The 17,343-nt window shown below is 66.3% G+C and carries 13 protein-coding genes, 2 pseudogenes and 2 riboswitches; of the genes and pseudogenes, 4 read left to right on the top strand and 11 right to left on the bottom strand.

The features are described from left to right. Window positions 1-54: 54 nt before the first annotated feature. From AX729_RS10310 to AX729_RS10285, 6 genes and pseudogenes are all read right to left on the bottom strand, one after another. Window positions 55-1,734 (bottom strand): long-chain-fatty-acid--CoA ligase, encoded by a 1,680-nt coding sequence (locus AX729_RS10310; RefSeq protein ID WP_061022596.1) that lies wholly within the window; start codon window positions 1,732-1,734, stop codon window positions 55-57. Continuing rightward, window positions 1,731-3,026 (bottom strand): class-III pyridoxal-phosphate-dependent aminotransferase, encoded by a 1,296-nt coding sequence (locus tag AX729_RS10305; protein WP_061022595.1) that lies wholly within the window; start codon window positions 3,024-3,026, stop codon window positions 1,731-1,733. The genes AX729_RS10310 and AX729_RS10305 overlap by 4 nt, the downstream gene beginning before the upstream one ends. A 10-nt stretch (window positions 3,027-3,036) precedes the next feature. Then, window positions 3,037-4,617: a hydantoinase B/oxoprolinase family protein gene (locus AX729_RS10300; RefSeq protein ID WP_061022593.1), complete on the bottom strand. Its 1,581-nt coding sequence runs from the start codon at window positions 4,615-4,617 to the stop codon at window positions 3,037-3,039. Continuing rightward, a complete protein-coding gene (locus tag AX729_RS10295; RefSeq protein WP_061022592.1) occupies window positions 4,614-6,623 on the bottom strand; it encodes a hydantoinase/oxoprolinase family protein in 2,010 nt (669 codons plus the stop codon). Before AX729_RS10295 ends, AX729_RS10300 begins: the two co-directional genes overlap by 4 nt. A 447-nt stretch (window positions 6,624-7,070) precedes the next feature. After that, window positions 7,071-8,594, bottom strand: a complete 1,524-nt coding sequence (pdxR, locus tag AX729_RS10290; RefSeq protein ID WP_245325121.1) for a MocR-like pyridoxine biosynthesis transcription factor PdxR — start codon at window positions 8,592-8,594, stop codon at window positions 7,071-7,073. 91 nt (window positions 8,595-8,685) lie between these two features. Continuing rightward, window positions 8,686-10,118: pseudogene (locus AX729_RS10285) on the bottom strand (NAD-dependent succinate-semialdehyde dehydrogenase). 269 nt (window positions 10,119-10,387) lie between these two features. Between AX729_RS10285 and AX729_RS10280 the strand changes: the two are divergent. The 4 genes from AX729_RS10280 (at window position 10,388) to AX729_RS10265 (ending at window position 13,600) form a co-directional block, all read left to right on the top strand. Then, window positions 10,388-11,212: an AraC family transcriptional regulator gene (locus tag AX729_RS10280; protein WP_061022590.1), complete on the top strand. Its 825-nt coding sequence runs from the start codon at window positions 10,388-10,390 to the stop codon at window positions 11,210-11,212. A 107-nt stretch (window positions 11,213-11,319) separates the two neighbouring features. After that, complete coding sequence (locus AX729_RS10275) at window positions 11,320-12,009, top strand: O-methyltransferase (protein WP_061022588.1); 690 nt, start codon at window positions 11,320-11,322, stop codon at window positions 12,007-12,009. A 106-nt stretch (window positions 12,010-12,115) separates the two neighbouring features. Beyond that, window positions 12,116-12,799 (top strand): siderophore-interacting protein, encoded by a 684-nt coding sequence (locus tag AX729_RS10270; RefSeq protein WP_061022586.1) that lies wholly within the window; start codon window positions 12,116-12,118, stop codon window positions 12,797-12,799. Continuing rightward, window positions 12,764-12,954, bottom strand: a riboswitch (cobalamin riboswitch). It overlaps the preceding gene by 36 nt. A gap of 73 nt (window positions 12,955-13,027) precedes the next feature. Further along, complete coding sequence (locus AX729_RS10265) at window positions 13,028-13,600, top strand: histidine phosphatase family protein (RefSeq protein WP_061022585.1); 573 nt, start codon at window positions 13,028-13,030, stop codon at window positions 13,598-13,600. Window positions 13,601-13,606: 6 nt separating this feature from the next. Here the strand turns inward: AX729_RS10265 and cobT are convergent, their stop codons facing one another. From cobT to AX729_RS38545, 5 genes and pseudogenes are all read right to left on the bottom strand, one after another. Next, window positions 13,607-14,659 (bottom strand): nicotinate-nucleotide--dimethylbenzimidazole phosphoribosyltransferase, encoded by a 1,053-nt coding sequence (gene cobT, locus AX729_RS10260; protein WP_061022584.1) that lies wholly within the window; start codon window positions 14,657-14,659, stop codon window positions 13,607-13,609. Between the two features lie 10 nt (window positions 14,660-14,669). Next, window positions 14,670-15,419 carry a precorrin-6A synthase (deacetylating) gene (gene cobF / locus AX729_RS10255; protein ID WP_061022655.1) on the bottom strand — a complete coding sequence of 250 codons (750 nt, stop codon included), beginning with the start codon at window positions 15,417-15,419 and terminating at the stop codon, window positions 14,670-14,672. Between the two features lie 43 nt (window positions 15,420-15,462). Next, complete coding sequence (locus tag AX729_RS10250) at window positions 15,463-16,140, bottom strand: energy-coupling factor ABC transporter permease (RefSeq protein ID WP_061022582.1); 678 nt, start codon at window positions 16,138-16,140, stop codon at window positions 15,463-15,465. A gap of 37 nt (window positions 16,141-16,177) precedes the next feature. After that, window positions 16,178-16,397, bottom strand: a riboswitch (cobalamin riboswitch). A 45-nt stretch (window positions 16,398-16,442) separates the two neighbouring features. Continuing rightward, window positions 16,443-17,174: a uroporphyrinogen-III C-methyltransferase gene (gene cobA / locus AX729_RS10245; protein ID WP_061022580.1), complete on the bottom strand. Its 732-nt coding sequence runs from the start codon at window positions 17,172-17,174 to the stop codon at window positions 16,443-16,445. After that, window positions 17,171-17,343 (bottom strand): annotated as a pseudogene (locus AX729_RS38545) (cobyrinate a,c-diamide synthase); the annotation flags it as partial. The gene cobA and the pseudogene AX729_RS38545, both read right to left, overlap by 4 nt.

The raw sequence follows: 17,343 nt of genomic DNA, 5'->3' as shown, positions 1-17,343 counted from the left end.
GGGCGTACCGGCAGCATAACGCCGCCTTGCATCCGTTTTCCAGCCAAGCAGCTTTCATGCCGTTCGCCCCCATTCGGCGTCCTGCAGCAGCCGCCAGTTGATCTTGTTGCTCGCGGTGCGCGGCAGCTGGTCGACGAAGACGACCGTGCGTGGCGCCTTGTAGCTGGCCATCGCGCCACGCGCCCAGCCAACGATGTCATCGGGCGATATCGTTGCCCGCGCCGCCTCATCCAGCACGACCAGCGCCTTGACGGTCTCGCCGCGGTAGTTGTCCGGCGCCGAAATGATGCAGCACTCCCGGATGGCGCGGTTCTGATACATCGCGGCCTCGACCTCGGCCGGCCACACCTTGAAGCCGCTGACGTTGATCATGCGCTTCAGGCGATCGACGGCGAAGAAATAGCCTTCGGCGTCACGGTAGCCGAGATCGCCCGTACGCAGGAACCGCTTGCCGTCAAGCTCGATGAAGGCTTCGGCATTCGCCTGCGGCCTGTTCCAATAACCCTGCAATACCTGCGGTCCGTGCACGACGATTTCGCCGACCACGTTGTCGCCGAGCTCGATCAGGCTCTCGGGATCGACGACCCTTGCGTCGGTCTCCTGCACGGCGATGCCGAGGCACTGCCGCTTCGGCGCCGCCATCGGGTTGATATGCGTCGGTGACATCGTCTCGGTCATGCCGTAGCCCTCGACGAAATCCAGCCCGAAGCGCCCCTTGAGCCGTTCGGCGACCGCGGTCGGCATCGCGGCGCCGCCGCCGGTCAGAACCTTGAGCTTCGCAAAGCATTTGTCGCGGAACCGGGCGCTGGCGAGCACGTCGACGATCATGGTTGGCGCGGCGTTCCAGAACGTCACGCCATAGGTCTCGAACAGATCCGGCAACAGATCCTTGTCCCAGCGCGCCATCAAGAGCAGCGTGGCCCCAGTGACCATCGCCGCATTCATCGAGCCCTGCATGCCCGCAACATGGAACAGCGGCATGAAGCCGGTCATCACGTCGTCGCCGCCGAGCCGATACCAGCGCGCCTGCAAGACCGCGGTGAACAGCGCGCTGCGATGCGTATGCATGCACGCCTTGGGCTTGCCTGTGGTACCCGAGGTGTAGGGCAGGATCATGAGATCGTCCGGCCCCGCGGTCATCACATTCGGCTTCACGCCTTGTGCGATCGCGGACGACCAGGAATGCCAGCCCGGCGATGACGGCACCTCGGACGGCGCTTCCGTCACACATGATGGCAGCGTATAGGGCGTCGCGGCTGGGATCTCCTCGCGATATTGCGCGACGATCGCATGCGCGATGGCCTCGCCCACCAGCGGGGCAAACACATCGCTCAGCTCGCTCCCGATGAGCGCGACCCTGGCTCCGCTGTCGACAGCAAGATACGCGATCTCGTCGGTCTTGTTCATGGGATTGACGGGTACGATCACGGCATCCGCCCGCATCACCGCGTAGTAGGCGATGACATATTGCGGCGAGTTCTGAAGCGCGATCAGAACGCGGTCACCTCGCTTGACGCCGCAGGCTTGCAGGAAGCCGGCCATGGCATCGACGCGGTCGCGCAGCTCGGCGTAGCCGAGGCTCGCGCCGTAAAACACCGTCGCCGGATGCGACGGTCGTTCACGTGCAGCGCGCGCCAGCGCATCGTAAAGCGTTCCCTCCGGCATCGCGAGATGCCAGGGCTCATCAGCGGGCCAGGCCGGCGACCGACGTGGCGTTGCGTGATCCGCGCTCACCCGTGCTCCTCGTCGGCGATATCGAGTCCGTGATCGAGCGCGTCCAGAAGCTGGTCAGCCTCGCGATCGGAAATGACGAGCGGTGGCGCCAGAAACAGCGACGTCTGCTCGCCGCTGGTACCGATCACCGCACCGGCTTCCAGCGCCCGCTCCGCGACGCGCGAGGCGATCGGCACCTCCGTGGTGTCGGCATGCCAGGTCCGCCAGTCCGGCCCGTGCAGCTCCACCGTCCAGTGCAGCCCCTGCCCCGCGACGCGCTGCACGCTCGGATGCTTCTGCGCGATCGCGAGCAGGCGGCGGATGAACAGCTTCTCGAGCTGCTGCACACGCTCCAGAATCCCGTCCTCGGTGACGACCTTGAGATAGGCGCTGACGGCTGCCATGCTGATGGGATGGCCGCGCAGAGTGCCGTAGTTCTGCCAGCTCGTCCCTTTGAGCCGCTCGACGATGTCCTTGGACACCACGACCGCCGCCACCGCCGCCGCGCCGCCGCCGAGCGACTTGCCCAGCGTGACGATGTCCGGGCGGCTTTGCGCCCCCTGGAACGCGAACCAGCGGCCGGCGCGCCCCGCGCCAGTGACGACCTCGTCGGCGATCCAGTAAGAGCCCGCCTGCCGCGCGCAGCGCGCCACTTCGTCCTGATAGGCGCCGTCGTAGTAGATGCCGCCCTGGGTGTAGTCGATGATGGTTGCCGCCGTGTCCGAGAGCAGCCGCGCGGCATCCGCGAGATACTCGCTCGGCGGCCTGTTGTTGGCCGGTGCACCATAGATCGCGCCATCCGGCGCGGGCAGGATCCGGACCGGCGCCATCGGCGCCGGCAGCTTCGACCCGCCGGCATGCACGGCGAGACCGCCGTGCCATTGCGGCTGCACCGTCATGCTGCGCGACAGGCCGGTGATGCCGTGATAGGCGCGTTCGCGCGTCGCCAAGGCGGACCGCTGCGTCAGCGCCTGACAGAGCGAAAGCGCCATGTCGTTGGCCTCGCTGCCGCTGATGCAGAATCGCACCGCGCCGACCCAGTCCTCCTCGCCTTTGAAAGCGGTCGCCATCAGATCGTCCGCGGCCCGCTCGCGGCCGACCCAGGTCCAGCCTTCGTTGACGACAGGCGTATCCGCCGCGCGGCGGATCGCGTCCACCATTGCGGGATGGCGATGGCCGAGACCGCCGCCGGTGTTGCTGCCGTCGATGAGCTTGCGGCCATCGGACAGGTGGAAGTAGACGCCCTCGCCGCCGACCACGGCCATCGGCGCGCTGTCGCCCGCATTCAGCCCGGTTCGCAACAATCTGCTCATCGCAATCCCCTCACTCTGCGGCCGCAGCGCCGTAGCCGCCGCCGCCGCACATCTCGATCGTGACGAGATCATCTTGCTGCAGCACCAGATTCGACTTGCCGTCGATCGCGACGTTCGCGCCCTGCCTCACCAGCGAAATACGACAGGCCTTGCCGGATTCGCCGCCCTGCATGCCCCAAGGCGCAATCACCATCCGTTCGATGCAGGTGGTCAGGTGCATCGAATGTGCGAGGATGCGGTAGGTGCGGACCGAGCCGTCACCGCCGCGATGCGCCCCCGCGCCGCCGGATTTTCTGCGAATGGCCTGCTGCTCGAGCCGGATCGCGTAGCTCGCCTCGATCACCTCGACCGGCGTGTTCGAGGTGTTGGACAGATGCACCCGGGTGGCCGACATGCCATCCCGATCGTGGCGCGCGCCTTCGCCGCCGCCGTGAACCTCGTAGAGCATTTTCCAGGAACCGTTCGGCCGCGGCTCGGCAAAGAACAGCACGCCCGCGGTGGTCGCGCCGCCGGCCGACAGGCGCTCCGGTATGGTGTCCTGCATCGCGCGGAAAATCGCGTCGACGATCCGCATGGAGGTTTCGTGATTGCCGGCGGCAACGGACGCCGTCCATCCGGGCTCCAGGATCGAGCCCGGGCGCGTGATGATGGTCAGTGGCCTGAGCGCGCCGGCGTTCTGCTGCATGTCGCGCCCGCTCATGATGCGCGCGGCATAGGCGACGGCCGAGCGCGCCATGAACGGCGTCGTGTTGCAGAAATTGGAGACGCGGTCGCAGCTTCCGGAGAGGTCGAACGTCGCCTCGTCGCCGCGAATGGTGATCTTCACATGGATGCGCGCCGGTGCGTTGTTTTCACTGCCGTCGTCGAGATAATCCTCGCCCTCGTAGACGCCGTCCGGCAGCGCGCGGATCGCCTCGCGCATCTCGATTTCGGAGAGATCGTGCAGGCGCGACTGCGCCGCCGTGAATACCGCTTTGCCGTGCTCGCGGCAAAGCTCGACGATGCGCCGCTCGCCGGCCTTGGTCGCGGCGATCTGGGCGAGGAGATCGCCCTCACAGGATTCGGAGTCGCGAACATTGGCCTTGAGCAGCTGCACGATGGGCGCATTGACGCCGGCCGCGGTCGCGATCAGCACCGGCGGAATCCGCATCGCCTCCTGGAAGGTGTCGATCGCCTTGGCAAAATAGCTGCCGGGCCAGGTGCCGCCGATGTCGGGCCAGTGCGCGAGGCTGACCGCGAACGCCACGATGTCGCCGTCGACGAAGACGGGCCGCACGACCTTGACGTCGTTGAGATGATTGCCGCCGAGCGCGCCGACGTTGTAGATCAGCACGTCGCCGTCGTTCAGGCTGTCGCGCGGCACCACCTTCAGCAATTCGGGGATGGTGTAGGCCATCGCGCCGAGGTGGATCGGGATGTCGCGCCCCTGCCCGACCAGACCGCCGTGGCCGTCGGTAATCGCGGACGACAGGTCGCCGGCCTCGCGCAACAGCGGCGAGCGCGCCGAGCGGGTCATCACCAGGCTCATCTCCTCGGCTGCGGCCGAGAGACCGTGCCTGATGACTTCGACGACGAACGGATCGAGCTTCATGCCCCCCTCCGCGTCAGGAACAGATTGCCAGATACATCAGGCTTTGCCTGCCAGCCTGGCGGTACGACCACGGTTGACCATGCGTCTTCGATGATCGCGGGGCCGCTCACCATCTCTGCCAGCGAAGCACGGTCGATGATCGCAGTCTCGATCTCGTGCAGGCCGTCGAACGAGCAGATGCGCTTGCCTGTAGACACGGCCCTCGCTGCCGTCGCCGGCCGGTTCACGACAGTGGTCGACGGGCGGCGGGCCTGCACCCGCACAGATTCGATGACGCAGCTCTCGCTCGTGGCATAACCGAACAGCTCGTGATGCCGCGCCAGGAAATCCTGCTTGAGCTTGGCGACATCGGGCGGCAAGACGAAGGGCACCGGGATGGCGTCGTTCTGCGCCGCGTAGCGCATCAAGGCGACCAGCTCGACCCGGATCTCCGCCTTCGCAACGCCATTGGCAAGCAGCGGCGCGGATGCATCGGCAATCAGGGCCTCGATCCGCTCCGATACGCGTGCGAGATCTATGCCGTCGAGGGCGGCGCGAAGAGTCTGCTGCTGGAGGAAGCTGAAATCGGCGGTGAGGCAGCCCAGCGCCGAGAAGGCGCTCGAGGCGCTCGGCACGACGACCTCTGCGATCCCGTAGAGATCGGCGAGACCCGCGGCATGCATCGGGCCGCCGCCACCGAAGGCGAGCAGCGTGCAGTCGCGTCCATCGATGCCGCGCTCGACCGTGACGCGGCGGAGCGCCCGGGCCATGGTCGCGTTCGCGACCTTGATGATGCCCAGCGCCGTTTCCGTCAGGCTCAGTCCGAGCGCGCCCGCGATCGGCGCGATGACGCGCCTGGCTGCCTCGATGTCGATGCCAATGCGGTCACCAAGCTTGGTCTCGGGATTGAGATAGCCGAGCACGGCGTTCGCGTCCGTGATGGTCGGTTCCGTGCCACCGCGGCCGTAGCAGGCCGGCCCCGGCTCGGAGCCGGCACTCTCCGGCCCGACCGTCAGGCCGCCGGGACCGTTGCGCACGATCGATCCGCCGCCCGCACCGATCGAATGCACGGCGAGCATCGGCTGGCGCAGCGGCTTGTCGCCGAGCATGCGGCCGTCGGTCATCTCGGCCTGGCCGTCGACGATCAGGCAGACGTCGGTGGTGGTGCCGCCCATGTCGAACGTCAGCATCCGCGAGGTGCCGAGCTGGCGCGCGATGCTGACGGACGCCGAGACACCGGCCGCCGGTCCCGACATCGCCATCACCAGCGGTCGCCGCTTCACCGCCGAGATGGGGATCATGGCGCCGGCGGAATGAAACACTTGCAGCCCCGGACCGATCGGCAGCCGCTGCTCCAGCTCGCTCAGATACTCGACCGCGATCGGCATCGCGGCCGCGTTGAACGCGGTCGCCGAAGTCCGCTCATATTCGCGTGCCTCGGGATTGACCTCGTGCGACAGCGAGACATGGGCGACGACGTGCTTGAGGCGCTCGCCGAGCATCTTCTCGTGGACCGGATTGGCGTAGGCGTGAAGCAAGGCCACCGCGACACTCTGCACGCCGGTCTCCTTCAGCCAGGCCACCAGACGCTCGATCTCCGCTTCTTCCAGCGCCTTCAGCACCCGTCCCTCGTGATCGAGACGCTCGGCAAGCCCGAAGCATCGTTCCGGCGGCACCAGCGGCGGCGATTTGGGCGGGACGTCGAGACGATAGAGATCGCGCCGGCGATAGCGGGCAATCTCGAGCACGTCGGCAAAGCCTTCGGTCGCGACCAGTGCGACCTTCGGCAGCCGGTTCTCGACGATCGCGTTGGTGACGCGCGTGGTGCCGTGGACGAAGCGCCTGACCTCGCTCTTGCGCAGGCCCACCGCCTCGATCGCCTCCAGCATCGCCTGAACCGGCGCCTGAGGGCGCGACGGCACTTTCGCGATCCGGGCCTCAGCGGAATCGCGCCTGATGGCAATGATATCGGTGAAGGTGCCACCGATATCGGTGCCGACTTCCCAGTGGTTTTCAGGGGAGCTCATGTGTGGCGTCAGCTATGCGTGACGTCCGAACCGGACGCCGGGCCCTTCCCGTCCATCGCAACCTCGAATGCCGAACCGAGAGCGCTCATCATGCATCCCCTGTCATGCCACCGCCTGCGAGCGTGCGACAGAGCTGTGGCCCTCCGATAGGGCCAGAGTTGTTGCAATTCACTGGGCCAGAAGACCGCAGGCGGAGCGCCCGCAGCAAGGGATGCACGTTTTTGTGCAGCAATGCCTGCACGGACGGCACGCGAGCGCACGCTGTTCCACGCCAGAAACGTGCAGGGCATCACGGATTTCTCTGAGCAAATCGCGATGTCTATTACGCCGTAGTTCGAGCGCCCGAACTCAGTTGTCTAATTTTCAGGCGATCAATCGGCAGCACGGGACATCGAGATGCCTATGAGCTATGCACGGAGGTCGGCTCAGCCTCTCTTTATTGTACGATCAGTAAGAGAGCGTCTTGCGCGGTTCGGATGGTGCATTGGGAGAAGCGCGGCCGATGCAGGCTGCAATCCTCGCAAGCAGCGGAGCGGCATCCTCAACTCGCAGCCGCCCGTACCCGAACACCAGGCCTTGCCGCGTCGGTCGTTCCAGAAAATTCTGCGACAGCGGTTGCACGTGGATGCCGGCCTGCTTCAGGACCGCGGCCGCCTCCCGATCGCTCATCCGCGCCTGCATTGCATCGGTGAACAGCGCCACCAGGTGCAGGCCGGTGACGGCGGAGGACACGGTCAGATCATCCGGCATCAGGGCTCCGATCGCGTCGATCAGCGCCTTTCGCCTCGCGGCATAGACCCGCCGCATTGCGCGCAGGTGCCGCAGCAGATGGCCTTCCCGCATGAATTCCGCCAAAGCAAGCTGTCCGATGCCGGATGTGTGCACGTCGATGCGCGCGCGGCCCTTGGCGAACCCTTCGATGAAATGCCTGTTCGCGACGAGGTATCCGAGCCGCAGGTTCGGCATCATGATCTTCGAGAAGGTGCCGAAATAGATCACCCGGCCCTCGCGATCGAGCGAGCGCAGCGAGGCGATCATGCTGTCCTGATGCCTGAACTCCGAATTGTAGTCATCCTCGATCACCCAGACGTCGTTCCTGTTCGCCCAGTCGAGAAGTTCGAGCCGCCGCTCCAGGCCCATGCTGATCCCGAGCGGGTATTGATGCGACGGTGTGACCACGATCAGCCGCGCGCGTGGTGCGCGCCGAATCCCTTCCGAGACGACCAGCCCCTTGTCGTCGACCGGAATCGGAACGATGTTTGCGCCGGCCGCGGTGAGCGCCCATCGCGCCTCGACGAAGCCGGGCTCCTCGACCCAGACCTCGTCGCCGGGATCGAGGATCATCCGGCTGCAGAAATCCAGTGCCCCCGACGTGCCGGAGGTGACGACCACCTCTTCAGGCGAGCAAACGAGACCGCGCACGGAGCCGAGGAAGTTCGCGATCTCGCTCCGCAACCGCGGATGGCCTTCGGGCGGAAGATCAAGGCATTCGTGCTCCCTTGGATTCTGCCAGGTCTGGCGCAGCAAGCGCGACCAATCCTTGAAGGGAAAGGTTGAAATGTCAGGTGCGCCCGGACTGAACTCCGACGGCCAGTTGGTCTCGTAGTTGGAGTCCAGCAGCGATCGCCAGCGCTCCGACATGTGGGCGGGCCTGGCCGCAGACAAGCTGGACGATGGCTCGGCATGAGGCGACCCAACCGATGCCACCATGACGCTGCCGCGCGGCGTCGATTCGAGATAGCCCTCGGCGTAGAGCAGATCCCAGGCCGTCAGCACGACGGTCCGCGAGCATCCCAGTTCGCGCGCGATCTCGCGCGAACCGAGAAAGTGTGTTCCTGCGGGAAAGGCGCCGCACAAAATGCCGTCCCGGATATGCTTCGCGATCTGCAAGTGCAGCGGCACCGCGGAGGTCCGGTCGATATGCATCCCGGCAAGGGACAGGCGCTTGCTCGGGTGACGGCTGTTGTTCATGTCTCGCCTGCCAGGCAACGCAGGTGCTACCCGCCGCCGTTCCGGGGCGCGCTCCTTGGCGCGCGCCCCGAAATCACGACGCGACTTTTCCTTAGGCGCTCGCCTGGGTCACGAACTTCGTGTTGAGGTAACCCTCGATCGCCTCGAGGCCGCCTTCGGAGCCGTAACCGGAATCCTTGATGCCGCCGAACGGCACTTCAGGCAGCGCGAGGCCGTGATGGTTGATCGAGACCATGCCGCTCTCGATGTCGGCACCGATGGCCTGCATCGTCTTGGTCGAGGTCGTGTAGGCATAGGCCGCGAGCCCATAAGGCAGGCGGTTGGCCTCGGCCACCACCTCGTCATAGCTGCGGAAGGCGGTGATCGGTGCGAGCGGGCCGAACGGCTCCTCGTTCATGATCCGCGCGTCGCGCGGCACGTCCGTGAGCACCGTCGGCTCGAAGAAGAAGCCTTCATTGCCGATACGCTTGCCGCCGGCCTTGACCTTGGCGCCGCGCTGGACCGCGTCGGAGACGAAGCCCTCCATGGCGTCGACGCGGCGCGGGTTCGCCAGCGGCCCCATGCGGGTCTCCTTGTCGAGACCGTTGCCGACCTTGAGGCTCTTTGCCGCCGCCACGAACTTGTCGACGAAAGGCTCGTAGACGCTCTCATGCACCAGGAAGCGCGTCGGTGAGACGCAGACCTGGCCGGCGTTGCGGAACTTGTTGGCCGACAGGATTTTTGCGGCGTTGTCGAGATCGGCGTCCGCAAACACGATCGCCGGCGCATGGCCGCCGAGCTCCATGGTGACGCGCTTCATGTGCAGCCGGCGAGCGCGGCCAGATGCTTGCCGACCGCGGTCGAGCCGGTGAAGCTGATCTTGCGGATGACCGGATGGGGAATGAGATATTCCGACACTTCCGAAGGCACCCCGAACACCAGCTGGACGACTCCAGGCGGAATGCCGGCGTCCGCATAGGCGCGCACCAGCTCCATGCAGCTCGCAGGGGTTTCTTCCGGGCCCTTGACGATGATCGAGCAGCCGGCGGCAAGCGCGGCCGAGATCTTCCGCACCGCCTGATTGATCGGGAAATTCCAGGGCGTGAAGGCCGCGACCGGGCCGACCGGCTCCTTGGTCACGAGTTGCGAGACATTGCCCATCCGCGGCGGCACGATGCGGCCATAGGCGCGGCGCGCCTCTTCCGCGAACCAGTCGATGAGGTCGCCGGCCAGCATGGTCTCGCCCTGCGCTTCCACCACCGGCTTGCCCTGCTCCATGGTCATCACGGGCGCAATCTCGGCGGCGCGGGAGCGGATGATGTCGGCGGCCTTGCGCATCAGCTTGTAACGATCGAACGGCGAGGTCTTGCGCCACACCTCGAAGCCGGCCTTGGCGGCGTCCAGCGCGCGGTCGAGATCTCCGCGCGAGGCATGCGGGGTCTTGCCGATCGGCTGGCCGGTGGCGGGATTGAGGATGTCCTCCGACTTGCCGGACGAACCATCGGTCCACTCGCCGGCGATGAACATCTGAACTTTCGGATACATCCGTGCTGCCTCCTGCATGGTTTCGGCGGCGGCATTGGCGTCCGCCGTTTCAAGCCGGCGTAGAGCTACACCGAAAGGCTTCCGGCGAAAAGGGATCAATGACGCCGGCGCAAGGCATCGCTGATGCCCTCAGCTGCCCTGATCACGGAGGCCGACGGGAATGGCCTGTTAGAACCAATCGAGGCTGGCACCTTCCTCATTGAAAGTCGATAGCTCGGTCACGATATTGCCGGAGCCAGCCAATCGTCATCGGATCGACCATCGCCACCATGCCCTTCTTCCGGATCAACGAAAACGATCTTCGTCCCGATGATGCTATCGATTTCGATCCGGAGGACGTGCCGCGCGCCATCGCCGCCTTCGGCGGAGAGATGGTCACCAAGGGCACGGAGCTTGCCATGCACACCCATTGCAAGGACGAGCTCGTCCTGACCTTGCGGGGCGTCGTTCGCTGCGAGGCCGGCCCGGGTGTCTGGATCGTGCCGCCGCGCTGTGGCCTTTGGATTCCCCGAAATGTCCCGCACAGTGTCAGCGTCGCCGGGAACGTCGAAGTGTATTGCCTGTTCGTCGAACCGGGTGTGGTGCCAAGGCCGCCCCGGCAATGCTGCACGCTGTCGATCTCGCCGCTGCTGGAACGTCTGCTGGTGCACGTCACCCGGATGCCGGCCCTGTATGATACCGACGGCCCCGACGGGCGGATCGCAACTGTCCTGCTCGACCAGCTGGCGCTGGCGCCCACCGAAGAGCTGAGCTTCCCGATGCCGGCCGATGCCAGGCTGCGCAGGATCGCGAGTGCGATGATCGCCGATCCCTCCGACCGCGCGACGATCGACGAGTGGGCCAGCCGCATGGCCGTCGCTCCGAGGACGCTGACCCGCATCCTGAAACGCGAGACCGGCATGAGCTTCGGCCGCTGGCGCCAGCAACTCCACATCCTGATTGCGCTTCAGCGCCTCGACCAGGGAGCGTCGGTGCAGGCTGTGGCGCTCGATCTCGGCTATGAGGGCGCGAGCGCCTTCGTCACCATGTTCCGCAAAGCCCTGGGCAAGCCGCCCGCGCGATACCTCGCGGAGCGCCGCGTCCTCGCGCACTGACCGGAAATCGCAATCGATTGTCACGTTCGCGGAATGCGGCCGGCAGACCGATTCCGTATTCAGGCTCCAAGGCCCGTCCGCGGGCGCATTTTCCGGAGCCGAGAAACATGGATTCCCTCAGCCGCGGCCTTGTCGCAGACGTTCTCCTTCGTCTTCATCGGGAAGCGGAGGCGGCCGATGCGCCGCTGATGCAAGCCATGGGCGACGCAGCCGATCATCAGGGCGCCATCAGCCACTTCATCGAATCCGAGACCAGGGATCTCACGGGGGTCTATCGCGAGCTCGCGGACAATTTTCTGAATGTCTCTCCCGAATTCGGTCGGTTTCTCTACCTCTGCGCCCGCGCCTGCAAGGCGACGCGCATCGTGGAGTTCGGCTCTTCGATGGGGATATCCGCCATCTACATGGCCGCTGCCTTGCGCGACATGGGCGGCGGCCGCCTGATCGGGACCGATCTCGAGCCCGCCAAGATCGTGCGTGCGCGCGCCAACCTCGCTGCCGCAGGGCTCGACGACCTGGTCGAATTTCGCGTCGGCGACGCGCGCGAGACCCTCAAGCCCGGCGTCGGCGGCGACATCGACATGGTGATGCTCGACGGCGCTTTCACGCTCTATCTTCCCGTGCTCAAGCTGCTGGAGCCGCACATGAGGCCCGGCACGCTTATCGTCGGCGAGAACGCGTTCGAGGAGGCGTCCGGCTATATCGACTACGTCCGCGATTCCCAGAACGGCTATCTCTCGCTGCCACTGCCGTTCAATCCGGCGCGCGGCAACGAACTGACCATCAGGACCAAGTAGTCCCGGCAACCGCTGAGATCTCAATGACTGGAGCCAGGCTTTGAACGAGCCCGACCAACCCCGGATGTCCGAGCCATCGAAGCCGCCACAGGGACGGGTCACGCGCATGTTGCTGCAATGGCTGATGCGCCCTGCAAGCATCGCCGGGATCGAGGTGCTCTCGCCCCGCTTTCGGTCGATCGCGCTCGAGGGCGACGCACTCAAGGGCCTCGCGTGGAATGTGGGCCAGAAGATCCAGGTCGCGATGGGATCCGGCCTGAGCGCGCGAACCTACACGCCGATGTCGTGGGACGCGGAGAACGGCCGCACGACATTGCTGGCTTTCGCGCACGGCAGCGGTCCTGGCAGCCGATGGGCAAGCAGCTTGCAGGAAGGTGACATGTGCCGGTTCTTCGGCCCGCGCCGCTCACTGGATCTTTCCCCCGGAGAAACGCCCACGGTTTTGTTCGGCGATGAAACTTCATTCGGCCTCGCTTCGGCACTCCGGGAGAGCCGGCCGGCGGGTGGTACAATCTACGTGTTCGAAGTTTCGGATGCCGCAGAAGCAGTTCCCGTACTGGCGGCAATCGGTCTCGGCAGTTCGACACTGATCGCGCGCAGCGCCGAGGATGCCCATCTCGCAGCCGTCGAGGCCGAACTGCTGCGCTTTTCCGCGAGCGCGCATTTCGTCCTGACCGGCAAGGCTTCGTCGATCCAGCGCATCAGCCGGGCCCTGAAAGCGGCCGGCGTCGCAACATCGCGGACGAGGACCAAGGCCTATTGGGCGCCGAGCAAGACCGGATTGGATTGACGCAAACGCCGCCAGCCGATGACGGTGAACGAGTGGCTTCTGACGAAGGATTCGCCGCTTACAGTTGGGGGGCAGCCGCGGCATTGGGGACAATGTCCCCGCACCGCATTCCCTTTTCATCCCCTCTCGGGGAAACCGTCAAAACCATCTAGGATTACCATCGAGACAGAGTCAATGTCGCAGTCGCGGCGTGAATGCCACAGCGAGCAACTTCCTTGGAGATGGAGCATGGAAGGCGAGACCTTCCTCTGGCTGATACGGCATGCGCCCGTCGACGGCGTCAAAGGGACGATCCATGCGGCCGACGCGCCGGCTGATCTCGGCGATCGCGCGCAACTGGAGGGGCTGCGGCAGTGCCTGCCGACAGGCGCTGCGAGCTATGCCAGCCCGTCGCGACGCACGGTCGAGACCGCGCAGGCGCTGGGACTGACCCCAGAGCTGATGGCCGAATTCAGCGAGCAGAATTTTGGCGACTGGACAGGCCATCGGCACGACCAGCTCGCCGCGACTGAGGGTGAGACTTATACCCAGTTCTGGAGAGACCCGGCACATGGACGGCCGCCGGACGGCGAGAGCTTTGAAGATCAGATCGCACGCGTCCGGCTGGGGCTCGCGCGGGTCGGCGCCGGCTCCGCAACGCTCGTCGTGCATTCCGGCACCATCCGCGCGGCGCTGTGCATCGCACTGGACCTCGCGCCGCAAGCCGCGTTGCGCTTCGTGATCGATCCGCTGTCGTTGACCCGGATCGACCGGCTTGCGGCCGGCTGGCGTGTCGTCTCCGTCAACCAGCGCATGGCGTGAGCCGCATCAGGCTGGTCGGTCCGGCACATTGGCCTGCGCAAACGTCGCCATGCCGTTGTGAAGCGCGCAGGCCGAGCGGACCAGCGGCAGCGCGATGGCGGCGCCCGATCCCTCGCCGAGCCTGAGATCGAGGCTGATCAGCGGCTGCACGTTCAGCGCGCGCAGCACCAGCCGGTGCCCCTGCTCCGCCGATTGATGCGAGGCGAGCTGGAACGGCTGGCAGGACGGATTGAGACGTACTGCCGCCAGCGCCGCGACGGACACGATGAAGCCGTCGATCAACACGGGAATGCGGGCTTGCGCGGCCGCGATGATCGCGCCTGAGATCGCCGCGATCTCGAGGCCCCCGACGGCGCACAGGATATTTTCCGGCGATGCGCCCGCAACGCCATGGCGCGCAATTGCAGCATCGATCACGCGTGCCTTGTGCGTACGACCAGCGGTATCGACGCCGGTGCCGCTGCCGGCGATTTCCTCCGCGCTCACGCCGAGCAGGCTGGCGGCGATCGCCGCCGAGGTCGTGGTGTTGCCGATGCCCATCTCGCCGAAGATCAGAAGATCGGGCCGACTTGCTTCGGCTCGCGCGACTGCGCGTTGCCCGGCCTCGAACGCGAAAGCCAACTCCGTGGGGGTGAGCGCAGGCTCGACGCTGAAATCGCGCGTGCCGCTGCGCGGCTTGTCGGTGACGATGCCCGGCATCGCCTCCTGCGCCAGCGTGCCGGCGTCGACCACCTCGAGGCTGGAGCCGAGATCGCGCGCCAGCACCGAAATCGCGGCGCCGCCCGCGGCAAAATTCGCCATCATCGCGATGGTGACGGCTTGCGGATAGGCCGACACGCCTTGCGCGACGATGCCGTGATCGCCGGCGAAGACGATGATCGGCACCCGCGCGGCGCGGGGCTGCTCCGTCGCTTGCAGGCCCGCAAGCTCGATGGCCAGTTGTTCGAGCCGGCCGAGCGCGCCGGTCGGTTTCGTCAGCTGTGCCTGCCGCGCGATCGCCGCATCGCGATGATGCGCGGAGATCTCGGGGCATTTCTGGTAGACCCATTCGGGGAGCATGCTGCCTCGCTTATGGCCGGCGCTTGAGAATATAGCTGTCCATGATCCAGCCATGCCGCTCGCGCGTCTCCTGTCGCAGCGCGACGATGCGCGGCCCCACTTCCGCCAGCGCGCCGGACATGACGATCTGTTCGGGCATGCCGAGATAGGCGCCCCACCAGATGTAGAGACCAGCCGGATCGAGCGACTGGAACGCCGTGCCGCCATCGAGCATCACCGCCACGGTATCGATACCCTGCGGCCAGCCGCCTTCGCGCAGACGGCGGCCTGTCGTGACCAAAAAGGGTTCGCCGATATCGTTGAGCGGCAGCGCATGCGCCGCGCACAGCGCCTGGATCGAGGTGATGCCGGGCACGACTTCGATCGTCGGCAGCGGATTCAATCGCCGCGCAATGCGCAGCGAGGAATCGTAGAGCGACGGATCGCCCCAGATCAAGAGCGCTACCTTCCCGTCGCCTTCGAGGTGATTTGCGATGGTTTGCGACCAGGCCGCGGCCACGGCGTCGTGCCAATCGTCCACGCCCTTGCGGTAGTCCGTCTCGCCTGCGTCGCGCACAGGCAAGTCGAACTCGGCGATGCGCGTGCTCGCATTGGTGAGCACGTTCGCGCAGATCGTTCGCCTGAGGTCGGCAAGATCGGACTTCGCCGTCCCCTTGCGCGGGATCAGGACGAGATCGGCCGCGTTGATGGCACCGATCGCGGCGCGTGTGAGCTGCTCGGGATCGCCGCAACCGATGCCTATCAGGGAGAGCGTGAGCATCGCGAGCGCGACGGGCGGCAACAGCCGCCCTTTCGCTTGGCTCTTAGGTGCCGTTGTGCAGGCGAGGAGTGACCAGGCCGGGCGCGGTGACGCCGCGCAACGACTTCGCCAGCGCCAGCACTGCGAGGTCGGCCAGCGGTTCGATCACGATGACCAGCGCATAGGAGGCCGCGAACGTCGCGATGTTGGCGAGGTTGCTCATGGCAAAGCCGGAACCGTAGAGCGCCCAGAACGCCACCCAGGCGACAACGCCCGCTTGATAAGTCGTCGACAGCGCCAGCGCCTGACCGTACTTCAGATCGACATAGGCGGTGTTGCGCGAAATGATGCGCGTGGCGATCGCCTGGATCGCGAACAGCGGCACCAGCAGCGTGGTGACGTTCATGCCGTATTGTGGCAGGTCGGCCGGCTCGAACAACACACCCTGGAGCAGCAGGCCGAACGCGAGGCCGAAGGCGGCGGGCGCAGCACCAAAGAGCAGGAACAAGGTCGAGCCGAGGATGAAGTGCACCTCGGAGACGCCGACCGGGAAATGCGGCAGCACCTGGAAGAAGGTGAAGACGAGGCCCGTGGTGGCCAAGGTGCGCGCCGCGAACGAGCCGACGCCCTGCTCGCGGACGGTTTCGGCGGCAAGCTTCAGCGCGACGCCGCCGGCGGCGATGCCGGTTGCGTAACTCAGCACGAGCTTGGCGCCCGTCACGATTCCGGGTTCGATATGCATGGCTTAGATCCTTCCTGCCGTCACACCCGACGGCGTTGGCCTCAAAACGTGCACGGCCGGTCTCCTGGCTCGCGGCTCACTGGGATTCTCCGGCCTTCCCGAGCCTCGCGGCTCAGTGGCTGATCGGAGTCCCTCACCGCTTACAGTCGCGGGGGCGGCTGGGGTTTTGAGCGCCGCAACTGGGTCCGCCCATCCCCATTCCCGATTATGCTCCGGCGCTGTGCGCCGTGTCGAGCACCATGCCTCTCCTGTGTGCCCCTTTCGCAGAGCCGGCGTCAAGGGGCGAAGGGCTGCCGCGGTCGTCATGACGAATAATCCCCCGCCAGCGCGCCGAACAGGATCACGGCCGCGGTCGAAGCGGCGCCGCCTCGGGCAATCTGCTCGGCGAGCTCGGCGATGGTGGTGCGGATCAGCCGCTCGTCGGCACGGCCGAGAGATTCGGCGAGCAGCGCGGGGGTGCCCGGGGCAAGGCCGTGCGCGATCAATGTTGCGGCAAGCGCCGGAAAGGTGCGCCGGCCCATATAGACCACGGTGGTCGCCTCCGGATCTGCCAGCGCCGCCCAATTCAAATTGGGCGGCAGCTCGCCGCTGACATCAGCCCCCGTGATGAACTGCACCCGGCGCGAGGTATGCCGGCGGGTCAGGGGAATGCCGGCATGCGCCGCCGCAACGCAGGCCGCGGTGACGCCGGGAACGATCTCGTAGCCGATGCCGGCTTCGCGGAGCGTCTCCAGCTCCTCCTCGAGCCGGCCGAAAATGCCGGCATCGCCGGACTTCAGCCGCACGACGCGCGCGCCGGTTGCGGCATAATCGACCAAAAGGCGGTTGACGTGGTGCTGCTTGGTCGAGGCCCGCCCTGCTCTCTTGCCGACCGCGACGAGATTGGCACCCGGACGAGCGAGATCGAGAATCGCGCCGGAAGCGAGGTCGTCATAGAGCACGACGTCGGCCTCGCGGAGGCGTGCGGCGCCCTTCATCGTGAGCAGGTCGGGATCGCCGGGGCCGGCGGAGATGAAGGAGACAAACCCGCTCACCGGTCCTCCGCGATCAGATGGAAGAACGTGCCGGTGGCATTGCCACGCCGCGAGCCGGTCTCGGCGATGACGGCGCCGGTCGCGTCCTGCACGACCGCCAGCGGCGCATCGGGCTGCGCCACGATCGTGGAGTAATGGAACTCGTGGCCGCGCAGGCGTGCGCCAACAC

Source organism: Bradyrhizobium sp. CCH5-F6, assembly GCF_001556045.1.
In the GTDB taxonomy this organism is placed as follows: Bacteria; Pseudomonadota; Alphaproteobacteria; order Rhizobiales; family Xanthobacteraceae; genus Bradyrhizobium.
This window is presented reverse-complemented; position numbering and strand designations above follow the sequence as displayed.

Coding starts and splice junctions, on each gene's coding strand:
- AX729_RS10305 (WP_061022595.1), bottom strand. CDS start 3,026: ATGAGCAGATTGTTGCGAACCGGGCTGAATGCGGGCGACAGCGCGCCG.
- AX729_RS10300 (WP_061022593.1), bottom strand. CDS start 4,617: ATGAAGCTCGATCCGTTCGTCGTCGAAGTCATCAGGCACGGTCTCTCG.
- AX729_RS10295 (WP_061022592.1), bottom strand. CDS start 6,623: ATGAGCTCCCCTGAAAACCACTGGGAAGTCGGCACCGATATCGGTGGC.
- pdxR (WP_245325121.1), bottom strand. CDS start 8,594: ATGAACAACAGCCGTCACCCGAGCAAGCGCCTGTCCCTTGCCGGGATG.
- AX729_RS10280 (WP_061022590.1), top strand. CDS start 10,388: ATGCCCTTCTTCCGGATCAACGAAAACGATCTTCGTCCCGATGATGCT.
- AX729_RS10275 (WP_061022588.1), top strand. CDS start 11,320: ATGGATTCCCTCAGCCGCGGCCTTGTCGCAGACGTTCTCCTTCGTCTT.
- AX729_RS10270 (WP_061022586.1), top strand. CDS start 12,116: ATGTTGCTGCAATGGCTGATGCGCCCTGCAAGCATCGCCGGGATCGAG.
- AX729_RS10265 (WP_061022585.1), top strand. CDS start 13,028: ATGGAAGGCGAGACCTTCCTCTGGCTGATACGGCATGCGCCCGTCGAC.
- cobT (WP_061022584.1), bottom strand. CDS start 14,659: ATGCTCCCCGAATGGGTCTACCAGAAATGCCCCGAGATCTCCGCGCAT.
- cobF (WP_061022655.1), bottom strand. CDS start 15,419: ATGCTCACGCTCTCCCTGATAGGCATCGGTTGCGGCGATCCCGAGCAG.
- AX729_RS10250 (WP_061022582.1), bottom strand. CDS start 16,140: ATGCATATCGAACCCGGAATCGTGACGGGCGCCAAGCTCGTGCTGAGT.